The sequence below is a fragment of the Erwinia wuhanensis genome (assembly GCF_030484085.1).
In the GTDB taxonomy this organism is placed as follows: domain Bacteria; phylum Pseudomonadota; class Gammaproteobacteria; order Enterobacterales; family Enterobacteriaceae; genus Erwinia; species Erwinia aeris.
Map to the genome: position 1 here is coordinate 31,120 of NZ_JAUJUH010000001.1, position 17,421 is coordinate 48,540.

The following is a 17,421-nucleotide window of genomic DNA, read 5'->3' on the forward strand; positions in this document are numbered from 1 at the left end:
AAAGCTAAGGTCGGGATACAGCCTTATCAGCCGGGTCCTTTTTGTTTTATATCCTTATGGTTGATGCTTTTTTCAAAATTCCTGCAAATACCTTAGCGTGGCTCAAGCTTTTCACCTTGCACCGGAAACGGTTTTTTTATGAATTAAATCGCTATCATCATAATTAAAAAGGGTTTTTTGCTTTCTTTTTTTCTGTTTTTAACGGCCTTCTTGTTTTTTAACTGTTTTATTAATCACTTATATGAATGTCTGCGTGTTCAACAGCAAAAAAATAAGCAGATTTACTAAAGCTTACGAAAGGCAGGCCGATAAAGCACGGGTATAACAGAAACGATGTTTGCACCTTTAATCTTCTGAGAGCGTGGAAAAGATGTTTAAAAACTTTTCGGTCAGTACGAAATTTATAGCGGCTTTTGGCGTCGTGGCGGCCTTATTACTGCTGCTGTGCGGCACTTTTTACGTTAACTTTTCGCGCATTGTAAACTCCAATAACTGGAACGTGCATACCTGGCGTGTCATCGATGAAAGCCGATCGCTGACCCAAAGCCTGGTGAATATGGAAACCGGGCTGCGCGGCTATGCAGTAAACGGTAAAGAAGAGATGCTGGCGCCGTGGCAGGAAGGTCAGAAAGCCTTTTCTCAGCACGTGCAGAAGGCGCGCTCTTTGACGTCGGATAATGAAAGACAGCAGGATAGGCTGAGCAAACTGACCGCGCAGGAACAGGCGTGGGAAGCCTCTTTTGTTACGCCGCTGATGAAAAATCGCCAGGCGCTGAACACCGGCGCGCTCTCTTATGAAACGTTTCTGGCGGCTTTTAATGCCAACACGGGCAAAGCGCAGATGGACGGAATGCGGAAGATCATCGATGAACTTGCTGCCGAAGAGAAGGGCTTACTGGCGGAAAGGCAACTCACCGTTGATGCTACCGAAGCGCAAACCAAGCTGACCCTGATCGTTGGCGCGCTTGCCGGGCTGGCTATCGCCTCTCTGCTGGGCTATCTGCTGTCGCGTGCGATTACCGTCCCTCTGCGCCAGGCTGTTAAAGCGGCGCGCTCTATCGCGGATGGCGATTTAACATCGGTACTGATCCCGCAGTCAAAAGATGAAACCGGCGTGCTGATTGCTACTTTTGCAGAGATGCAGGAGCAGCTAAGAAAAGTCGTTTCGGAGATCCAGAACGCCGCCGCTTCTATCGATAGCGCCGCAAAAGAGGTTTCTATGGGCAATACCGATCTGTCCAGCCGAACTGAACAGCAGGCCGCGTCGCTTGAAGAAACGTCAGCCAGTATGGAACAGCTGACCGCCACAGTGCGCCAGAACTCTTCTAACGCACAACATGCCAGCAGCCTCGCTTCTGACGCGTCACGCGTGGCGGAGCATGGTGGCGCAGTGGTAGGAAAAGTCGTGTCCACCATGTCCGCTATTCATGACAGCTCGAACAGCGTGGCTGAAATCATCAGCACGATAGAAAGCATCGCGTTCCAGACGAACATTCTGGCGCTTAATGCCGCGGTGGAAGCTGCTCGCGCTGGTGAACAGGGCCGGGGCTTTGCCGTCGTGGCTTCGGAAGTCAGGGCGCTGGCCCAGCGAAGCGCGGTAGCCGCTAAAGAAATTAAAACGCTGATCGAAACATCAAGCCTGCGTATTACAGAAGGTAGCCAGCTGGTGGCCAATGCCGGAAAAACTATGGATGACATCGTTGCTTCCATCGGCAATGTTTCCGGCATTATGTCGGAGATTTTTTCAGCGTCGGGCGAGCAGGTCAACGGTATTGAGCACGTAAGCATTGCGGTCAGCCAGATGGACGAAGTGACCCAGCAGAACGCCGCGCTGGTGCAGGAAGCCGCCGCTGCGGCCGCTTCGCTGGAAGATCAGGCTGCGCAGCTGACTCGTGCTATTGCCGTATTTAAAGTTGCCTGATGCCATATGGCCAGGCGGTAAAAAAGAGATTGGCCATAAAAAAAGCCTGAACGTGAGTTCAGGCTTTTTCTTTGAATATGGCGGTGAGGAAGGGATTGACTCGCTTTGCTCGCCCTGCGGGCAGTTCGGCCGCGGGACGTCCGATCTGTCCAACCGGCTGAAGCCGGTTGTCGAACCCGGTCAAGGGTTCTCACCCTTCCTCGTGGGGAATATGCATAAAAAAAAGCCTGAACGTGAGTTCAGGCTTTTTCTTTGAATATGGCGGTGAGGAAGGGATTGACTCGCTTTGCTCGCCCTGCGGGCAGTTCGGCCGCGGGACGTCCGAACTGTCCAACCGGCTGAAGCCGGTTGTCGAACCCGGTCAAGGGTTCTCACCCTTCCTCGTGGGGAACATGCATAAAAAAAAGCCTGAACGTGAGTTCAGGCTTTTTCTTTGAATATGGCGGTGAGGAAGGGATTCGAACCCTTGATACGTTGCCGTATACACACTTTCCAGGCGTGCTCCTTCAGCCACTCGGACACCTCACCATATTGTAAACTTCATCCCCCTCTCGGGCGACGGGGCGCTACTATAGGGAGTCCGGGCCGAACGGTCAAGGGAATTTTCTCTTTTTATTCTGGCAGGTTAAGCGGTAAGCAGGCCGCGCTCGCTGTCGATTGAGAAACGCACAGGTGTAGTCATCAAGTTGCCATGCGGCCGACACAAAAGCGTCACGATTGTGTCGCAAACTAAACGCCTGAAATTTTTAGAAACGTTTTCTCATGGAGCCGTCTGATGAAAAAAAGCCTGTTTACGCTTTCCTTTACCGCCACGCTGTTATCCATCACGCTTTGCGCCCAGGCCGCCGATTATCAGCGTGCCGCACAGGGAGATATTACACAGCCCGGCGGGGCTCGCCGTTTAAGCGAGGATCAGACCGAAGCGCTGAAAGCTTCACTGAGCAGTAAAACAGCTAAAAACGTTATCCTGCTGATCGGTGACGGTATGGGCGACTCCGAAATTACCGCCGCGCGTAACTATGCTGAAGGCGCAGGTGGCTTTTTCAAAGGCATCGATGCGCTGCCGCTGACCGGTCAGTATACGCATTACTCGCTGGACAAAAAAACGCATAAGCCCGATTACGTTACGGATTCCGCCGCTTCGGCAACGGCGTGGAGCACCGGCGTAAAATCTTATAACGGGGCGATCGGCGTGGATGTGAACGGTAAAGATCATCAGACGATTATGGAAAGGGCAAAGGCAGCAGGTAAAGCGACCGGCAACGTCTCTACCGCAGAGCTGGAAGACGCTACGCCCGCCGCGCAGATGGCGCATGTGACCTCCCGTAAATGCTATGGCCCGGAGAAAACCAGCGAGCTGTGCGCAGGCAACGCGCTGGAAAAGGGCGGCAAAGGATCTATTGCCGAACAATTGTTGAACGCCCGTGTTGACGTCACTTTCGGCGGCGGCGGCAAAACCTTTGCCGAAAGCGCTAAGGCAGGCGAGTGGCAGGGCAAGACGCTGAGCGAGCAGGCGAAGCTGCGCGGCTACCAGCTGATTGATAACCTTGACGGCATGAACGCTATTACCGAAGCCACGCAGGATAAACCCGTGCTGGGCCTGTTCGCGGATGGCAATATGTCGGTGCGCTGGAAAGGGCCGAAAGCGACCCTGCACGGTAATCTGGAAGGCAACCCCATCAGCTGCGAGGTAAACAGCGATCGTTCTGCTTCCACGCCAACGCTGGCGCAGATGACCGATAAGGCTATCCAGCTGCTGAGCAAAAATCAGAACGGTTTCTTCTTACAGGTGGAAGGCGCGTCGATCGATAAGCAGGATCATGCAGCAAACCCCTGCGGCCAGATTGGCGAAACGGTAGATTTGGATGAGGCAGTACAGAAAGCGCTGGAGTTTGCCCGTAAAGACGGCAACACGCTGGTTATTGTCACGGCGGACCATGCGCATTCCAGCCAGATTATCCCTAATGACAGTAAGGCTCCCGGCCTGACGCAAAAGCTGGCAACTAAAGAGGGCGGCCTGATGACTATCAGCTACGGTAACTCGGAAGAGGACTCGCAGGAGCATACCGGCACGCAGCTGCGCATCGCCGCTTATGGGCCACACGCCGCTAACGTGGTCGGGCTGACCGATCAGACCGATCTGTTTTATACCATGAAGGCCGCGATGGAAATTAAGTAGTCTTTATAAAAACTGATTGATTATATAAAAGCACTGTTGCTGAAAGGTAACGGTGCTTTTTTATTTGCCTTGTTTACTTAGGGTTTATTTCTTCCTGGCGTAATAATGACCAGGCTGGCTCCATTATTCCTGTATCAGGACAGGTTGTTAATAAGGGGCCGGGGAAGTGTATTTATTTAAGAAGATTGAGCATCAGGGTAAAATTTTTCGTCACCTTTTACAGAAAGAAGAAAAATATTTGCTAACGACCTACCGCAAAAGACACTGTGGAGCAGATGTTTTCCGCAATCCTGAGTCGTTGAATGAAAAAATTATCCACCGTATGCTCTACACCAGCAACGATCTTTATACCCAACTGGCTGATAAATACCTGGCCCGTGACTACGTTGCAAAGAAAATCGGCGAAAACTATTTGATCCCATTGCTGGGCGTGTGGCGGCGCACGGCGGATATTGACTATGCTGCATTACCCGATAAATTTGTACTCAAATGCAACCATGATAGCGGCAGCTGCCAGATGGTGTTTGCCAAAGATGCGGCAGCAATAGCGCGCTATAATAAAAAGCTCGATTTTTTTCTTAATCGTAACTTTTACTATGTCTCGCTGGAATGGCAATACAAAAACATCCCACCCTTTATCCTGGCCGAGCAGTATATAGATATTTTTGCGAACGCCAATCCGGATATTACACCGGAACTTTACCGCGTTCACTGCTTTCATCAAAAAGCGAAATTTACAGAGGCGGATTTTACGGATGCCGCCGGAAATAAGCTGACCAATATTTATGATGAAGGCTGGCGCCTGCAGCCGTTTACTATGGGGCAGAGCAATAATCCGCGCGACATTCCCCGGCCCGCTGGCTATGCCAGGCTGCTTGAACTGGCGGAAACGCTCGCAGAGGGTATTGATTACTGCCGGGTGGATTTCTTTATGCATAAAGAAAATATCTGGTTTAGTGAAATGACCTTTACGCCAGAGAGAGGCAAGATAAAGTTTTCGCCAAGAATATGGGATTACCGGCTTGGCGAGCTGTGGCAACTGCCGTCAGACATCAATAAATAAGTTGGGCATAAAAAAAGCCTGCAGGTGAGTTCAGGCTCTTTCTTTAAATATGGCGGTGAGGAAGGGATTGACTCGCTTTGCTCGCCCTGCGGGCAGTTCGGCCGCGGGACGTCCGAACTGTCCAACCGGCTGAAGCCGGTTGTCGAACCCGGTCAAGGGTTCTCACCCTTCCTCGTGGGGAACATGCATAAAAAAAAGCCTGAACGTGAGTTCAGGCTCTTTCTTTAAATATGGCGGTGAGGAAGGGATTGACTCGCTTTGCTCGCCCTGCGGGCAGTTCGGCCGCGGGACGTCCGAACTGTCCAACCGGCTGAAGCCGGTTGTCGAACCCGGTCAAGGGTTCTCACCCTTCCTCGTGGGGAACATGCATAAAAAAAAGCCTGAACGTGAGTTCAGGCTTTTTCTTTGAATATGGCGGTGAGGAAGGGATTGACTCGCTTTGCTCGCCCTGCGGGCAGTTCGGCCGCGGGACGTCCGAACTGTCCAACCGGCTGAAGCCGGTTGTCGAACCCGGTCAAGGGTTCTCACCCTTCCTCGTGGGGAACATGCATAAAAAAAGCCTGAACGTGAGTTCAGGCTTTTTCTTTAAATATGGCGGTGAGGAAGGGATTCGAACCCTTGATACGTTGCCGTATACACACTTTCCAGGCGTGCTCCTTCAGCCACTCGGACACCTCACCATATTGTTACGCAAGCTTGCTGCGTGGCCGGTAATGTAGGGAAAAGTCGTGCGCGGGTCAACACCCTTTCTGCACTTTTCCGCTCGTTTACTCATTTTTGCAGCAGGCTGCTGCTAAATTCGGCAAAAGAACCCTTTACTTAAGTAAAACGCAACGGTATCAGCGCAATTGGCCGAACAATGTGCATAATGATTCGCTTTATCAGGCTAAAAAATCACGAGGCCACAGTGACTATCCAGACTAAAAACGGTGGAGCGACAGGGCAGGAAGGTACGCGCGCGCTTTTCTTTATCCAGATTTTCGCCACCCTTGGCTTTGCCGTGCTCTATTCCACCCTGGTGCTTTATGCCACCAAACGACTCGGCTTCAGCGAGGCGCAGGCCAACGCCATGATGGGCGTGTTCGGCGCTTTCAACTACGGGCTGCATCTGTTTGGCGGCTACCTCGGCGGACGCTACCTCAGCAACCGTAACCTGTTTGTGCTGGGTATGGTGTTGCAGGTCATTGGTTGTTGGATCCTCTCCGGGCAAAGCGCGGACGGGCTGTACTGGGGGCTGGCGATGTTCCTCACCGGCAGCGGCCTGAACGTAACCTGTATCAATATGATGCTGACCCAGCGTTTTACGCCGGAAGACAGCCGTCGCGAAAGCGCCTTCCTGTGGAACTATGCCGGGATGAACCTGGGCTTCTTTATCGGCTTCACTGGCGCGGGCTATTTCCAGCTACAGGAGCATTACCAGGCGCTGTTCCTGTTCGCCACGCTGGGCAACGCCGTCGCCATCGTTATTTCTCTGCTGCGCTGGAAAACGCTGGCGGATATCGATACGCCGCTGCTGCACGTCAACAAATCGCAGCTGCGGCTGCGGATGCTGGCGGGCCTGCTGATCCTGGTGGTGCTGGTGCCGATTATCCGCCTGATGCTGACCCATGCTGATTTTACCGGCACTTTTGTCCTGATCCTTGGCGCGGTTGTTTTCCTGTTGCTTGCCGCCACTACGCTGCGACATCGCCCACGGGAAGAACAGCGCCGAATGGCCGCCTACTTGATCCTGGCATTGGGCGCGCTGGTGTTCTGGACGCTTTACCAGCTGGCGCCGATGGGGCTGATGCTGTTTACCGAACACAATATTATGCTGAACGTTTGGGGCATCCGGGTTGCGCCGCAGTGGGTGCAAAACATCAATACGCTGGTGATTGTTTTCGGCGGGCCGCTGTTGGCAATGGGCTTTCGTAACATGCGCGAGCGTGGCTGGCGCATCGATATTCCTTTGCAGTTCGCTTCTTCGCTGTTCTGTATCGGGCTGGGGATGCTGGTCTTGCCCGTGGGTATTATGCTGGCCGGCGGCGACGGCATGGTGGCGTTCAAATGGATCGCGATCAGCTACATTCTGCAAAGCCTGGCCGAGCTGCTGATTTCGCCGGTTGGCTACGCGATGATCGGCAGACTGGCGCCGCTACGTTATCAGGGCGTGATGATGGGCTGCTGGATGATGGTAACAGGCGTCGCGTCGGTGCTGGCCGGTCACGTTTCCGGCATGATGCCGGAGAACAGCGGCAGTTCGCCTGCGCTAACCAACCCTGGCTACAGCCATATCTTCATGCTGCTGGGCTGCGGCAGCGTCGCCACAGGTCTGATCCTGCTGCTGTTGATGCCGCTGCTGCGCAGGCTTATCCAGACGACACGCTAGCCAGGGGGGCCATAACGGCCCCCTTATTTTTTGCTTGCCACGGGCTGCATTTTCCCTGAGCCTGAAGGAAAAACAGGAGAAGCCGCGTGGATATCATTTTTTATCATCCTTCCTTTAATGCAAAAAAATGGCAGGCCGGATTAGAGCAGCGTTTGCCGCAGGCCCGCGTGCGTGAATGGACGCCGGGCGATCGGGCTCCTGCGGATTACGCGCTGGTGCGCCAGCCGCCGGTAGCGATGCTGCAGGGCCGTACGGATTTAAAAGGCGTTTTTGCGCTGGGCGCGGGCGTTGATGATATTCTCAACCAGCTGCGCGAACATCCGCAGATGCTGGCGGCTGGCGTGCCGCTGTTTCGTCTGGAGGATACCGGCATGGGTCGCCAGATGCAGGAATATGCGGTCTGGCACGTGCTGGGCTGGTTCCGCCGCTTTAACGACTACCAGCAGCAGAAAAGCCAGGCGCTGTGGCAGCCGCTGCGCAACCCTGGCCGGGACGCCTTTACCATCGGCATTCTGGGCGCGGGCGTGTTGGGGCGCAGCGTGGCGGAAAGCCTGCGCTACTGGGGTTTTCCGGTGCGCTGCTGGAGCCGTACGCCGAAAACGCTGCCGGGCGTCACCAGTTTCCACGGCGAAGCGCAGCTGAGCGAGTTTCTTTCCGGCACCCGCGTGCTGATTAACCTGTTGCCGAACACGCCGCAAACCGTCGGCATTCTGAACCGTGGTTTACTGAGTCAGCTTCAGCCGGAGGCTTATCTGATTAATCTGGCGCGCGGCGCGCATCTGGTGGAAGAAGATCTGCTGGCGGCGCTGGCGGCGGGCGAAATCAAGGCGGCGGCGCTGGACGTTTTTGCGCAGGAGCCGCTGGCGCAGGATCATCCTTTCTGGACGCATCCGGCTATCGCCATCACGCCGCATAATGCGGCTGTCACCTTGCCGGAGGAAGCTATGGACTACATTGCTGACGCCATCCGCCAGCGTGAAGCGGGTGATATGCCCGCCGGTCAGGTCGATCTGGCGCGAGGCTACTAACTCGTCCGGGCCGAGTGCCCGTCAACAAGGAGAAATTATGTACCCTGTCGATCTTCATATGCACACCGTTGCCAGCACCCATGCCTATAGCACGCTGCGTGACTACGTCCAGCAGGCGCAAACCTGCGGCGTCAAACTGCTGGCGATCACCGATCACGGCCCCGATATGGCCGATGCGCCGCACCACTGGCATTTTATCAATATGCGGGTCTGGCCGCGCGTGGTGGACGGCATTGGCATCCTGCGCGGTATTGAAGCCAATATTAAAAACCTGGCGGGCGATATCGACTGTACCGGGCCGATGATGGAGGCCATGGATATCGTGGTGGCAGGCTTTCACGAGCCGGTTTTCGCACCGCGCGACAAGGCGACCAATACCGAAGCGATGATCGCTGCTATGGCCAGCGGCAACGTGCATATCATCAGCCATCCGGGCAACCCGAAATACCCTGTTGATATTCCTGCTATTGCCAAGGCCGCCGCAAAATATGAGGTGGCACTGGAGCTGAACAACTCCTCTTTTACCCACTCGCGCAAGGGCAGCGAGCCTAACTGTCGTGCTATTGCAGCCGCAGTACGCGATGCCGGCGGCTGGATTGCCTGCGGCTCGGATTCCCATACTGCCTTTACGCTGGGCAATTTTGAGCATTGTCTGCGGATCATGAAGGAAGTGGATTTTCCTGAAGAACGCGTATTAAATGTCACGCCGCGCCGCCTGCTGGATTTTTTACAGCGCAGAACCGGCACGACCATTACAGAATTTGCTGACCTGTGACGTTGTCACGCTTAACGCTATGGACCCATCCCGATGAATGAATTTTCGATTATCTGCCGCATCCTTGGCTCGCTCTATAACCGCCAGCCGCAGGATCCGCTGCTGGTGCCGCTGTTTACGCTGTTGCGCGAGGGTAAGCTGCAGCAGCAGTGGCCGCTGGAGCAGGACGAGTTGCTGACGCGTTTGCAGCAGAACAGCGATCCGCAGGCGCTGGCCGCTGACTATAACGCGCTGTTTGTCGGCAGCGACTGCAAGGTGTCGCCGGAGGGTTCAAAGTGGGAAAACGGCCCGCAGGAGAGCGAAGTGCGGGCGTTTTTGCAGAGCCGTGGCATGCCGCTTGGCGAAGGCCCGGCCGATCGGTTTGGCTCGCTGCTGCTGGCCGCTTCCTGGCTGGAGGATCAGTCGCAGGAGGATGAGGTACAGGCGCAAATTACGCTGTTCGACGACTATCTGCTGCCGTGGTGCGGTCAGTTCCTGGGCAAGGTGGAAGCCTGGGCCGATACGCCGTTTTACCGTACGCTGGCCGCGCTAAGTCGCGAAGCGATTCAGGCGATGCGCGACGAGCTGGCGGAAGAAGACGAAGCGTAAAGCTGCGGACAATCCGGCTGGCCTGCCGGTAGTCACTGAGTAAAGCCAGTACCGCGCCCGGCGATACTGGCTTTACTTTATCAGTTAACAGGTGCGCAAAGCGGGCCGATCGTCTTGCTGTACTTTGTCAGTTAACAGGTGCGCGAAACGGCCCGGTCATCTGGCTTTACTTTATTAGCTAACAGGCGCGTAGCCAGCGGGTTAATCCCGCCACGCTGCGCGCGCAGAACCCAACGGCGAGGCGGAAGCAGACCAAACCAGCGGCGTGCCGGGCAGCTCCACCGGCGGTTTAAGGCGCAGGCCGATCCCCCAGGCGTTTATCTCCGTTTCGACATTGTTATCATGCGGTTGTGCGCTAACCAGCCTTTTGGGCTGCATCGCCTCGGGATAAGGATTATCGGTCAGCAGGCAGGCAGTGCGGGCCAGCGACAGCCTGGCGCTGAAGCCCGTGCCGTTTTGCAGCCTGAGCCGCATGCCTTCCAGCGCGGCGGCGGCCATCAGATAGCCGGTAGCATGGTCGAGCGCCTGTACCGGCAGCGGCACCGGTTTCTCGCTGTGCTGCCACTGACTGCCGGTTTCCGCTATGCCGCAGCCCATCTGCACCAGGCTGTCAAAACCGCGCCGGTTGCGCCACGGCCCCGTCCAGCCCCAGGCGTTCAGGCTGACGTCGATCAGGCCAGGAGAAAGCTTTTGTCGTGCCTCCGTATCATACCCCAGCGCGCTCAGCGCATCGGCACGATAGCCGTGGATCAGAATATCCGCCTGGCCCAGCAGCTGTGCAAAAATCTGCCTGCCTGCCGCCGACTTTAAATCGAGGCGCGCGCAGCGTTTGCCCAGCGTGACTTCCTCCTCCAGCGTCGGCTCCTGCCAGCCCGGCGGATCGAGCCGCAGCACGTCGGCGCCCAGCCCGGCCAGAAAGCGCGTGGCGACCGGCCCGGCGATAATTCGGGTCAGATCCAGCACCCTGACGCCTTGCAGCGGCCGCAGCCCTGGCAGCGCCCAGCCCGGCGCGGCGGCCTGCGGCTGTACGCTTTGCGCTATCAGCGGCTCGTGCCGTACGCTTTGCCCCTGTGGGTGCTGCCGCCAGGCTTCCACGCTGCGCATCTCTGCCGCACAGCCGCCCGCGTCAATCACCGCCTGTTCAAGCGCGGTTTTGTCCCAGCGGCTGACGGCCTGCGCCAAATCGGCGCGGCTGGCGTGCGTGCCCAGCACGTTTTCCATCGCCGCCCGGTGATGCGGCGCGTTGGTGTGCAGGCGGATCCAGCCGTTTGCGGCGGCGTAGTCTCCGGCAAAGGCATCCCACAGCGAGGGCGCAGAGCGGTTTACGGGCTGAAAGCTGTGTTGAAACCAGCGGGACGCCAGGCGCATATCGACGCGCTGACGGGCGGGATTGCCGGTCAGGGCTGCGGCCGCCTGCATCGCCAGCGCCATGCTGGTGGCCGCCAGCTCGGTGACCGGAAAGGCGGAAGGGAGACGCTGCTCGCCGATAAAATGGACATCGGGCGCGTCGTCATTGCGTAATGCCTGCCAGAGCTGTTGCCAGCATTGTGCGGTTAACCGGGTCGTCATTGCTTCCTCCTTTAATTTAACCATAGCAATGAAGATCGGCGGTCGCTAGCGCAGCCGCTTCAGCTTTGGCAGGCGGGCGTGCATCCTCAGGTTGCGCAGGTTGATCACCGCAATCGCCGTGCCGGCCACCACCAGCAGCGAGCCGAAAACCTTAAAGATATTCATGCTGTCGCCCAGCACCAGCACGCCCATAATCACCGACAGCACCGGCGTCAGCAGCGAATAGGGCATAATCAGATTGACGTTATAGGTGCGCAGCAGGCCATACCACAGCGAATAGGCGACGATGGAAGAGCAGATTGCGCTGTACAAAATCGCGAACCAGCCTCGCCATGAAGCGTTAACCAGGCTGGTCAGCTGACCGCTTTCCATAAAGAAGGACGAGAGGCCCACGATGGGGATCGCCAGAAAAGAGAGCCAGCCGGTCATGGTAAGCGGCTTGATCGACGGGGATTTCTTCACAATAAGGTTGCTGACGGCCCAGCCCACCGCGCTGCAAAGCAGCAGGCACAGCACCCACCATGTTGGAATGGTCGGGCTGCCCGCCAGTACCACCACGCCGCTCAGCGAAATGGCGATGCCCAACATCTGTACCAGCGACAGTTTTTCCTGCAAAAAAATCATCGCCAGGATCATCGCGAAAGGCGTACCCAGCTGCACCACGATGGCGCCTGTGCCCGCGTCGGTATATTTCAGGCCGAGAAACAGCAGCGAGAAGTGCATAAAGCCAAAGGTAAAGGCCAGCGGCACCAGATAGCGCAGCTGTTCACGCGTAACGCGGGTAAAAGGAACCAGGATCAGCGCCACCACCACAAAGCGCATCAGCGTCAGAAACAGCGGCGGCACCTCGCCAAGCCCCCATTTTACCGCAACGTTATTGAAAGCCCAGGTGGTGACCACCAGCAAAATCAGGAAAAAATGACGTACAGCCACAACGCAATCCTTTAGTGTGTTTAATCATTAGCCTATGATGGCACGAATCGCCATGATGTTAAGCGTGAAGGCTCTTTTTTCTTGTAAGATTCCGAATCAGCCGCATAAGGAGATTGCCAGACAATGAACGCGCTTCCTTTCGCTATTATCCAGTTTGAAACGCCGCCTGCGGGCGTCATGGCGCAGGTGGGCGAGCAGCAGCACTGGTTTATCGCCGCTGCGGGTTTACAGCCGGATGCCTGGCTAATCGTGCGTCCCGATCTGGGCGAAGCGCTGCCCGATCCCGCTTTGCTGTCGGGGGCCATTCTCTCCGGCTCCTGGGCGATGGTCACCGATCATGCGGAGTGGAGCGAGCGTACGGCCGCCTGGATACGCAGCGCTATGGATCATCAGCTGCCGCTGCTGGGCGTCTGCTATGGTCATCAGCTTATGGCTTATGCGCTGGGCGGCAAGGTGGGCGATAATCCGCGTGGCTGGGAAGGGGGAGTGCAGCAGATCACCCGTCACGAAGAGGGCGCTGAAGATGTATTGCTGGGCGCGCTGCCGGGGCAGTTTTCCGCGTGGCTTTCCCATCGTCAGTCGGTGCTGCGACCGCCGACCGGTGCGCGGGTGCTGGCCTCTTCCGTGATGGATCCGTGTCAGATCGTTCGCTACAGCCCACAGGCGCTCTCGGTGCAGTTCCATCCCGAGTTTACGTCGGCGATTATGGCGGTCTGTCAGCAAAACAGCTCAAGGCCCGAAGCCGCTGGCGAAGCGCTCCCCGAACCCAGCTGGCCGCTGCGGCTTTTGCAGAATTTTTGTCAGCAGCCGCGCGCGATAGCGCGCCTCGCCTGACGCAACGGGGCGGCTTTGCCGTCCTCTTTCCTCGCTTTAGCGCTTTCCTTTCGGCGCGGTCACACTTTCCGCCCGGCCCGGCTGTCAATTTCTCCTGTTCTGTTAATGTTAATTTCAAGTTGTTTAATTGTTAATTATCGCGGAGAGACGATCATGCGCTACGCATATCCGGGCAGTCAGGATTCCTTAATCGTGCTGAAATCGCACTACGGCAATTTTATCAACGGCGAGTTTGTTGCGCCGGTAAACGGTAATTACTTTACCAATACGTCACCGGTTAACGGCTCGACCATCGGCGAGTTCCCACGTTCAGATAAGGTGGATGTTGAAAACGCCATCGATGCGGCGCACGCGGCGGCGGAAGCCTGGGGCAAAACTTCCGTCCAGTCGCGTTCGCTGACGCTGCTGAAAATCGCCGATCGGCTGGAAGAGAAGCTGGAATATCTGGCCGTCAACGAAAGCTGGGACAATGGCAAACCGGTACGCGAGACGCTGGCGGCGGATCTGCCGTTGGCGGTCGATCATTTTCGCTATTTCGCGGGCTGCCTGCGCGCGCAGGAAGGCACGGCGGCGGAAATCGACGAGTTTACCGCCGCCTACCATTTTCACGAACCGCTGGGCGTGGTCGGCCAGATTATCCCGTGGAACTTTCCACTGCTGATGGCGGCCTGGAAGCTGGCACCGGCGCTTGGCGCGGGCAACTGTGTGGTGCTGAAACCGGCGGAGCAGACGCCGCTGTCAATCACGCTGTTTGTCGAGCTGATCGCCGACCTGCTGCCGAAAGGCGTGCTGAACGTAGTGCATGGCTTTGGTCGTGAAGCGGGCGAGGCGCTGGCGGGCAATCCGCGCATCGCCAAAATCGCCTTTACCGGCTCTACCGCTACCGGCGGCCATATCCTGGAGCTGGCGGCGAAAAACCTTATTCCTTCAACGGTTGAGCTGGGCGGCAAGTCACCGAACATCTTCTTTGAGGACATCATGCAGGCCGAGCCTTCTTTTATAGAGAAAGCGGCGGAAGGCGTGGTGCTGGGCTTTCTGAATCAGGGCGAGGTATGCACCTGTCCTTCGCGCGCGCTGGTGCAGGAATCCATTTATGCGCCCTTTATGGAAGCGGTATTAAAAAGAATTAAAACCATCAGGCGCGGCGATCCTATGGATACCGACACCATGATCGGCGCGCAGGCTTCGCAGCAGCAGTTTGATAAAATTCTCTCTTATCTGGACATTGCGCGGCAGGAAGGCGCAGAGGTGCTGACCGGCGGCGGCGTGGAGAAGCTGGACGATGATCTGGCCGGCGGCTATTACATTCAGCCCACGCTGCTCAAGGGCAACAACAGTATGCGCGTGTTCCAGGAGGAGATTTTCGGGCCTGTTGTAGGCGTCACGACCTTTAAAGATGAGGCGGAAGCTATCGCCATTGCCAACGACTCGATCTATGGGCTGGGCGCGGGCGTCTGGACGCGCGATATCAACCGCGCTTATCGGGTTGGCAGGGCGATTAGGGCAGGGCGCGTCTGGACCAACTGCTATCATCTGTATCCGGCACACGCGGCGTTTGGCGGCTACAAAAAGTCCGGCATCGGGCGGGAAACGCATAAAATGATGCTCGATCACTATCAGCAAACCAAAAACCTGCTGGTCAGCTACAGCACCGAACCGCTGGGTTTCTTTTAACATCCTGCGCCGCGCGTCGTTAATGAACGGGCGCGGCGTCAATAAGAAGGTGACGTTGTCACGCTGCGTTAGCTGGCTTTATCTGGAGCCAGCAGCGCAGCAATTTCCTGTTCCGATACGGCCTGCGAAAAAAGGTAGCCCTGTAGCTCATTACAACCCGCCTCCGCCAGCGCCGCCATCTGGCTGTTGGTTTCCACGCCTTCTGCGGTTACGGTCAGCCCCATTGCCTGGCCCAGTCTTACCACCGATTCGATGATGGCGGTTGAGTTCTCCGTCACGCCCAGCGACTGGGTAAAGGAGCGGTCGATTTTGATTTTATCCACCGAGAAATGGCTCAGGTAATTCAGACTGGAGTAGCCCGTGCCGAAATCATCCAGCGCGATACGGAAACCCGCTTCACGCAGCGCGCGCATAATCTCCTGCGCGCCTTTCTCATCCTCAATCAGCACGCCTTCGGTAATTTCCAGCTCAATACGGGAAGGCAGCGTTTTTTCCTGCTGGACGATGGCTTTAAACCGCTCCACAAAGCCCGCTGAACGAAACTGTAAAGGGGAGACATTAATGGCCATGGAGATATCGGGCCACGCCAGCGACACGCGGCAGGCTTCACGCAGCACCCATTCGCCAATCTGGATAATCAGGCCCATTTCCTCCGCCAGCGGAATAAATTCGCCGGGCGAAATCACGCCGCGCTGCGGATGATGCCAGCGCATCAGCGCTTCCAGACCCACGACTTGCTGCCCGGAAATATCCATCAGCGGCTGATAGTAAACGGCCAGATCGCGCTTGTTTTGCAGCGCGGCGCGTAAATCAGCCGCAATCAGCTGGCGCGTTTTGACCTGTTCATCCATCGAGTTATCAAACACGCGATACTGACCGCGCCCCTGGCTTTTGGCCTCGTACAGCGCGATATCCGCTTTACGCATCATTTCCAGCCGATCGCTCGCATCCTGAGGCGCCATCGCCACGCCAATACTGACGCCTATCCAGGTTTCACTGCCCAGCAGCGTAAAAGGCCGCGCCAGCGAGGCAATGATCCGCTCGCACAGCTTCTGAATATCGCTGAACGCGGTGATCCCTTCCACGATAACCACAAATTCGTCGCCGCCAAGCCGGCCTACGGTATCGGCTTCTCTGACCTCCTGACTAAGGCGATGCCCCACGTCGATAATCAGCTCGTCTCCCGCATGGTGCCCATAGGTGTCATTAACCTGTTTAAAACGGTCGAGATCCAGCAGCAGCAGCGCGACATGTTCAGGACTGCGGTTCAGCTTGCCCAGCGCCTGCGTCAGCCGTTCCTCAACCAGCGCGCGATTAGGGAGGCCGGTCAGCACGTCGTGGAAAGCCAGATGGTGCGCCTGCGCCTCGCTGGCGCTCAGCTGAAGCAGCGACTGTGAGAGTTTGAGCGAGGACAGCCACAGGCGGCGGATCATCACTCCGCAGATCAGCGTGATAATCAGCACCATTGCCAGCCCGACCGGGCCGATAACCTGAAACATTTGCGTGCCGGGCGCGGCCGGGCGCCAGCTGATATAGCCCAGCGCGTCGCCGAGGCGATTTTTTAACAAATAGTTAGCGCCCGTTTTCATCGGCTTGCCGTCGGCGTAGTGCAGATCGTGCAGCAGGCTGCGTTGAGAGAGGGAATTGAGATAGCTGGCGTCCAGATATTTTACGCTCACCAGCCGAAAACGCCCGCTGCCGCCGTAGCCGTCGTCAATAACGCTGATGGCGAGCGCAGCGGGCCGTTTATCGATCAGGGTAAAGTCGATCGCTTCGGCGTGTCCGCCGCTGGCAAAAGGGGTTTTAAGCCGGGCCGATAGCTCATTGATCGGCTGACGCAGATGTTCGAACTGCGCCACAGGGACGTTTTTATCCCACTCCCAGCGATACACCGGCCGATCTTCCTCATCAAGAATATAGATAAGCTGGTGGCCGAACATGGTCGACAGCCAGGTGCCGACGTTCTGGTTCAGCCAGGGCGTATCCTGTAGCGCGCGATCCAGACGACGGCCAAGCGGCTGCCACAGCGCCAGGCTGCGATTCTGTTTGATCATTTCCGTCAGGCTTTGCGTCAGCGAAGTCTCGATAATCTGCTGCTGCTGGTGAGCGGCGTCGCGATTGGTTTTCGCCGTGGCCCACCAGACCGTAAACGTTGCCGCAGTAAAAATAATTAATAACACCAGCACCAAAGGTATAAGCACTTCGCGGATAAAATGGCTGCGAAAACTCTCTGATATTTTCATGTTTTTTATCAACCCACTCTCAGGACGGCAACACTCCCTCTACTTTGAGGCTAGCATAAATCCCGGCCGCGGTTGGCTGAGGTGGCAGAGGCGGAATTATGCGTCAGAAAATTGAATGTGATCTCTGTCACGTTAGTCGTGGCAGCCTGCCTCTCTGTGGCAGAAACAGCGGAAAAAGAGACGGCCGACCGCGCTTTTTATGCGCCCCATCACGGTTGCGCCAGGCCAGCTCCTGGCAGGGATAAA

Annotated in this window: 12 protein-coding genes and 2 tRNA genes; 9 read left to right on the forward strand and 5 right to left on the reverse strand. The window is 56.6% G+C overall.

Annotated features, from left to right (window positions below):
• The first annotated feature begins 370 nt into the window (after window positions 1-370).
• Window positions 371-1,921, forward strand: a complete 1,551-nt coding sequence (locus tag QZH36_RS00125; RefSeq protein ID WP_301253391.1) for a methyl-accepting chemotaxis protein — start codon at window positions 371-373, stop codon at window positions 1,919-1,921.
• A 440-nt stretch (window positions 1,922-2,361) separates the two neighbouring features.
• Here QZH36_RS00125 and QZH36_RS00130 read toward each other — a convergent pair.
• Window positions 2,362-2,449, reverse strand: a tRNA-Ser gene (locus tag QZH36_RS00130).
• 247 nt (window positions 2,450-2,696) lie between these two features.
• Between QZH36_RS00130 and phoA the strand changes: the two genes are divergently transcribed.
• A complete protein-coding gene (gene phoA, locus QZH36_RS00135; protein WP_301729419.1) occupies window positions 2,697-4,100 on the forward strand; it encodes an alkaline phosphatase in 1,404 nt (467 codons plus the stop codon).
• A gap of 166 nt (window positions 4,101-4,266) precedes the next feature.
• On the forward strand, window positions 4,267-5,163 hold the full coding sequence (locus tag QZH36_RS00140; RefSeq protein WP_301729420.1) for an ATP-grasp fold amidoligase family protein: 897 nt from the start codon (window positions 4,267-4,269) through the stop codon (window positions 5,161-5,163).
• A gap of 592 nt (window positions 5,164-5,755) precedes the next feature.
• On the opposite strand, the gene QZH36_RS00145 is transcribed toward QZH36_RS00140, so the two are convergent.
• A tRNA-Ser gene (locus tag QZH36_RS00145) sits at window positions 5,756-5,843 on the reverse strand.
• 227 nt (window positions 5,844-6,070) lie between these two features.
• Between QZH36_RS00145 and QZH36_RS00150 the strand changes: the two genes are divergently transcribed.
• The 4 genes from QZH36_RS00150 (at window position 6,071) to QZH36_RS00165 (ending at window position 9,922) form a co-directional block, all read left to right on the forward strand.
• The gene (locus QZH36_RS00150; protein ID WP_301252253.1) at window positions 6,071-7,531 is read left to right on the forward strand and encodes a peptide MFS transporter; all 1,461 of its coding nucleotides are present in this window, start codon (window positions 6,071-6,073) and stop codon (window positions 7,529-7,531) included.
• 86 nt (window positions 7,532-7,617) lie between these two features.
• Complete coding sequence (gene ghrA / locus QZH36_RS00155; protein WP_253460573.1) at window positions 7,618-8,559, forward strand: glyoxylate/hydroxypyruvate reductase GhrA; 942 nt, start codon at window positions 7,618-7,620, stop codon at window positions 8,557-8,559.
• 37 nt (window positions 8,560-8,596) lie between these two features.
• Window positions 8,597-9,334, forward strand: coding sequence for a phosphatase (locus QZH36_RS00160; RefSeq protein ID WP_301729421.1), 738 nt, complete (start codon window positions 8,597-8,599; stop codon window positions 9,332-9,334).
• A 33-nt stretch (window positions 9,335-9,367) separates the two neighbouring features.
• Window positions 9,368-9,922: a TorD/DmsD family molecular chaperone gene (locus QZH36_RS00165; RefSeq protein ID WP_253460579.1), complete on the forward strand. Its 555-nt coding sequence runs from the start codon at window positions 9,368-9,370 to the stop codon at window positions 9,920-9,922.
• 201 nt (window positions 9,923-10,123) lie between these two features.
• Here QZH36_RS00165 and QZH36_RS00170 read toward each other — a convergent pair whose 3' ends face one another.
• Window positions 10,124-11,491, reverse strand: a complete 1,368-nt coding sequence (locus tag QZH36_RS00170) for a CoA transferase (RefSeq protein WP_301729422.1) — start codon at window positions 11,489-11,491, stop codon at window positions 10,124-10,126.
• 45 nt (window positions 11,492-11,536) lie between these two features.
• On the reverse strand, window positions 11,537-12,424 hold the full coding sequence (locus QZH36_RS00175) for a DMT family transporter (protein ID WP_253460585.1): 888 nt from the start codon (window positions 12,422-12,424) through the stop codon (window positions 11,537-11,539).
• 123 nt (window positions 12,425-12,547) lie between these two features.
• Here QZH36_RS00175 and QZH36_RS00180 point away from each other — a divergent pair, with 123 nt between their 5' ends.
• Both QZH36_RS00180 and exaC read left to right on the forward strand, forming a co-directional pair.
• A complete protein-coding gene (locus QZH36_RS00180; protein ID WP_301729423.1) occupies window positions 12,548-13,258 on the forward strand; it encodes a glutamine amidotransferase in 711 nt (236 codons plus the stop codon).
• Window positions 13,259-13,411: 153 nt separating this feature from the next.
• On the forward strand, window positions 13,412-14,932 hold the full coding sequence (gene exaC / locus QZH36_RS00185) for an acetaldehyde dehydrogenase ExaC (protein ID WP_301729424.1): 1,521 nt from the start codon (window positions 13,412-13,414) through the stop codon (window positions 14,930-14,932).
• A gap of 68 nt (window positions 14,933-15,000) precedes the next feature.
• Here exaC and QZH36_RS00190 read toward each other — a convergent pair whose 3' ends face one another.
• Window positions 15,001-17,175, reverse strand: a complete 2,175-nt coding sequence (locus tag QZH36_RS00190; protein ID WP_301729425.1) for a putative bifunctional diguanylate cyclase/phosphodiesterase — start codon at window positions 17,173-17,175, stop codon at window positions 15,001-15,003.
• Between the last annotated feature and the right edge of the window lie 246 nt (window positions 17,176-17,421).

Coding starts and splice junctions, on each gene's coding strand:
- QZH36_RS00125 (WP_301253391.1), top strand. CDS start 371: ATGTTTAAAAACTTTTCGGTCAGTACGAAATTTATAGCGGCTTTTGGC.
- phoA (WP_301729419.1), top strand. CDS start 2,697: ATGAAAAAAAGCCTGTTTACGCTTTCCTTTACCGCCACGCTGTTATCC.
- QZH36_RS00160 (WP_301729421.1), top strand. CDS start 8,597: ATGTACCCTGTCGATCTTCATATGCACACCGTTGCCAGCACCCATGCC.
- QZH36_RS00165 (WP_253460579.1), top strand. CDS start 9,368: ATGAATGAATTTTCGATTATCTGCCGCATCCTTGGCTCGCTCTATAAC.
- QZH36_RS00170 (WP_301729422.1), bottom strand. CDS start 11,491: ATGACGACCCGGTTAACCGCACAATGCTGGCAACAGCTCTGGCAGGCA.
- QZH36_RS00180 (WP_301729423.1), top strand. CDS start 12,548: ATGAACGCGCTTCCTTTCGCTATTATCCAGTTTGAAACGCCGCCTGCG.
- exaC (WP_301729424.1), top strand. CDS start 13,412: ATGCGCTACGCATATCCGGGCAGTCAGGATTCCTTAATCGTGCTGAAA.
- QZH36_RS00190 (WP_301729425.1), bottom strand. CDS start 17,175: ATGAAAATATCAGAGAGTTTTCGCAGCCATTTTATCCGCGAAGTGCTT.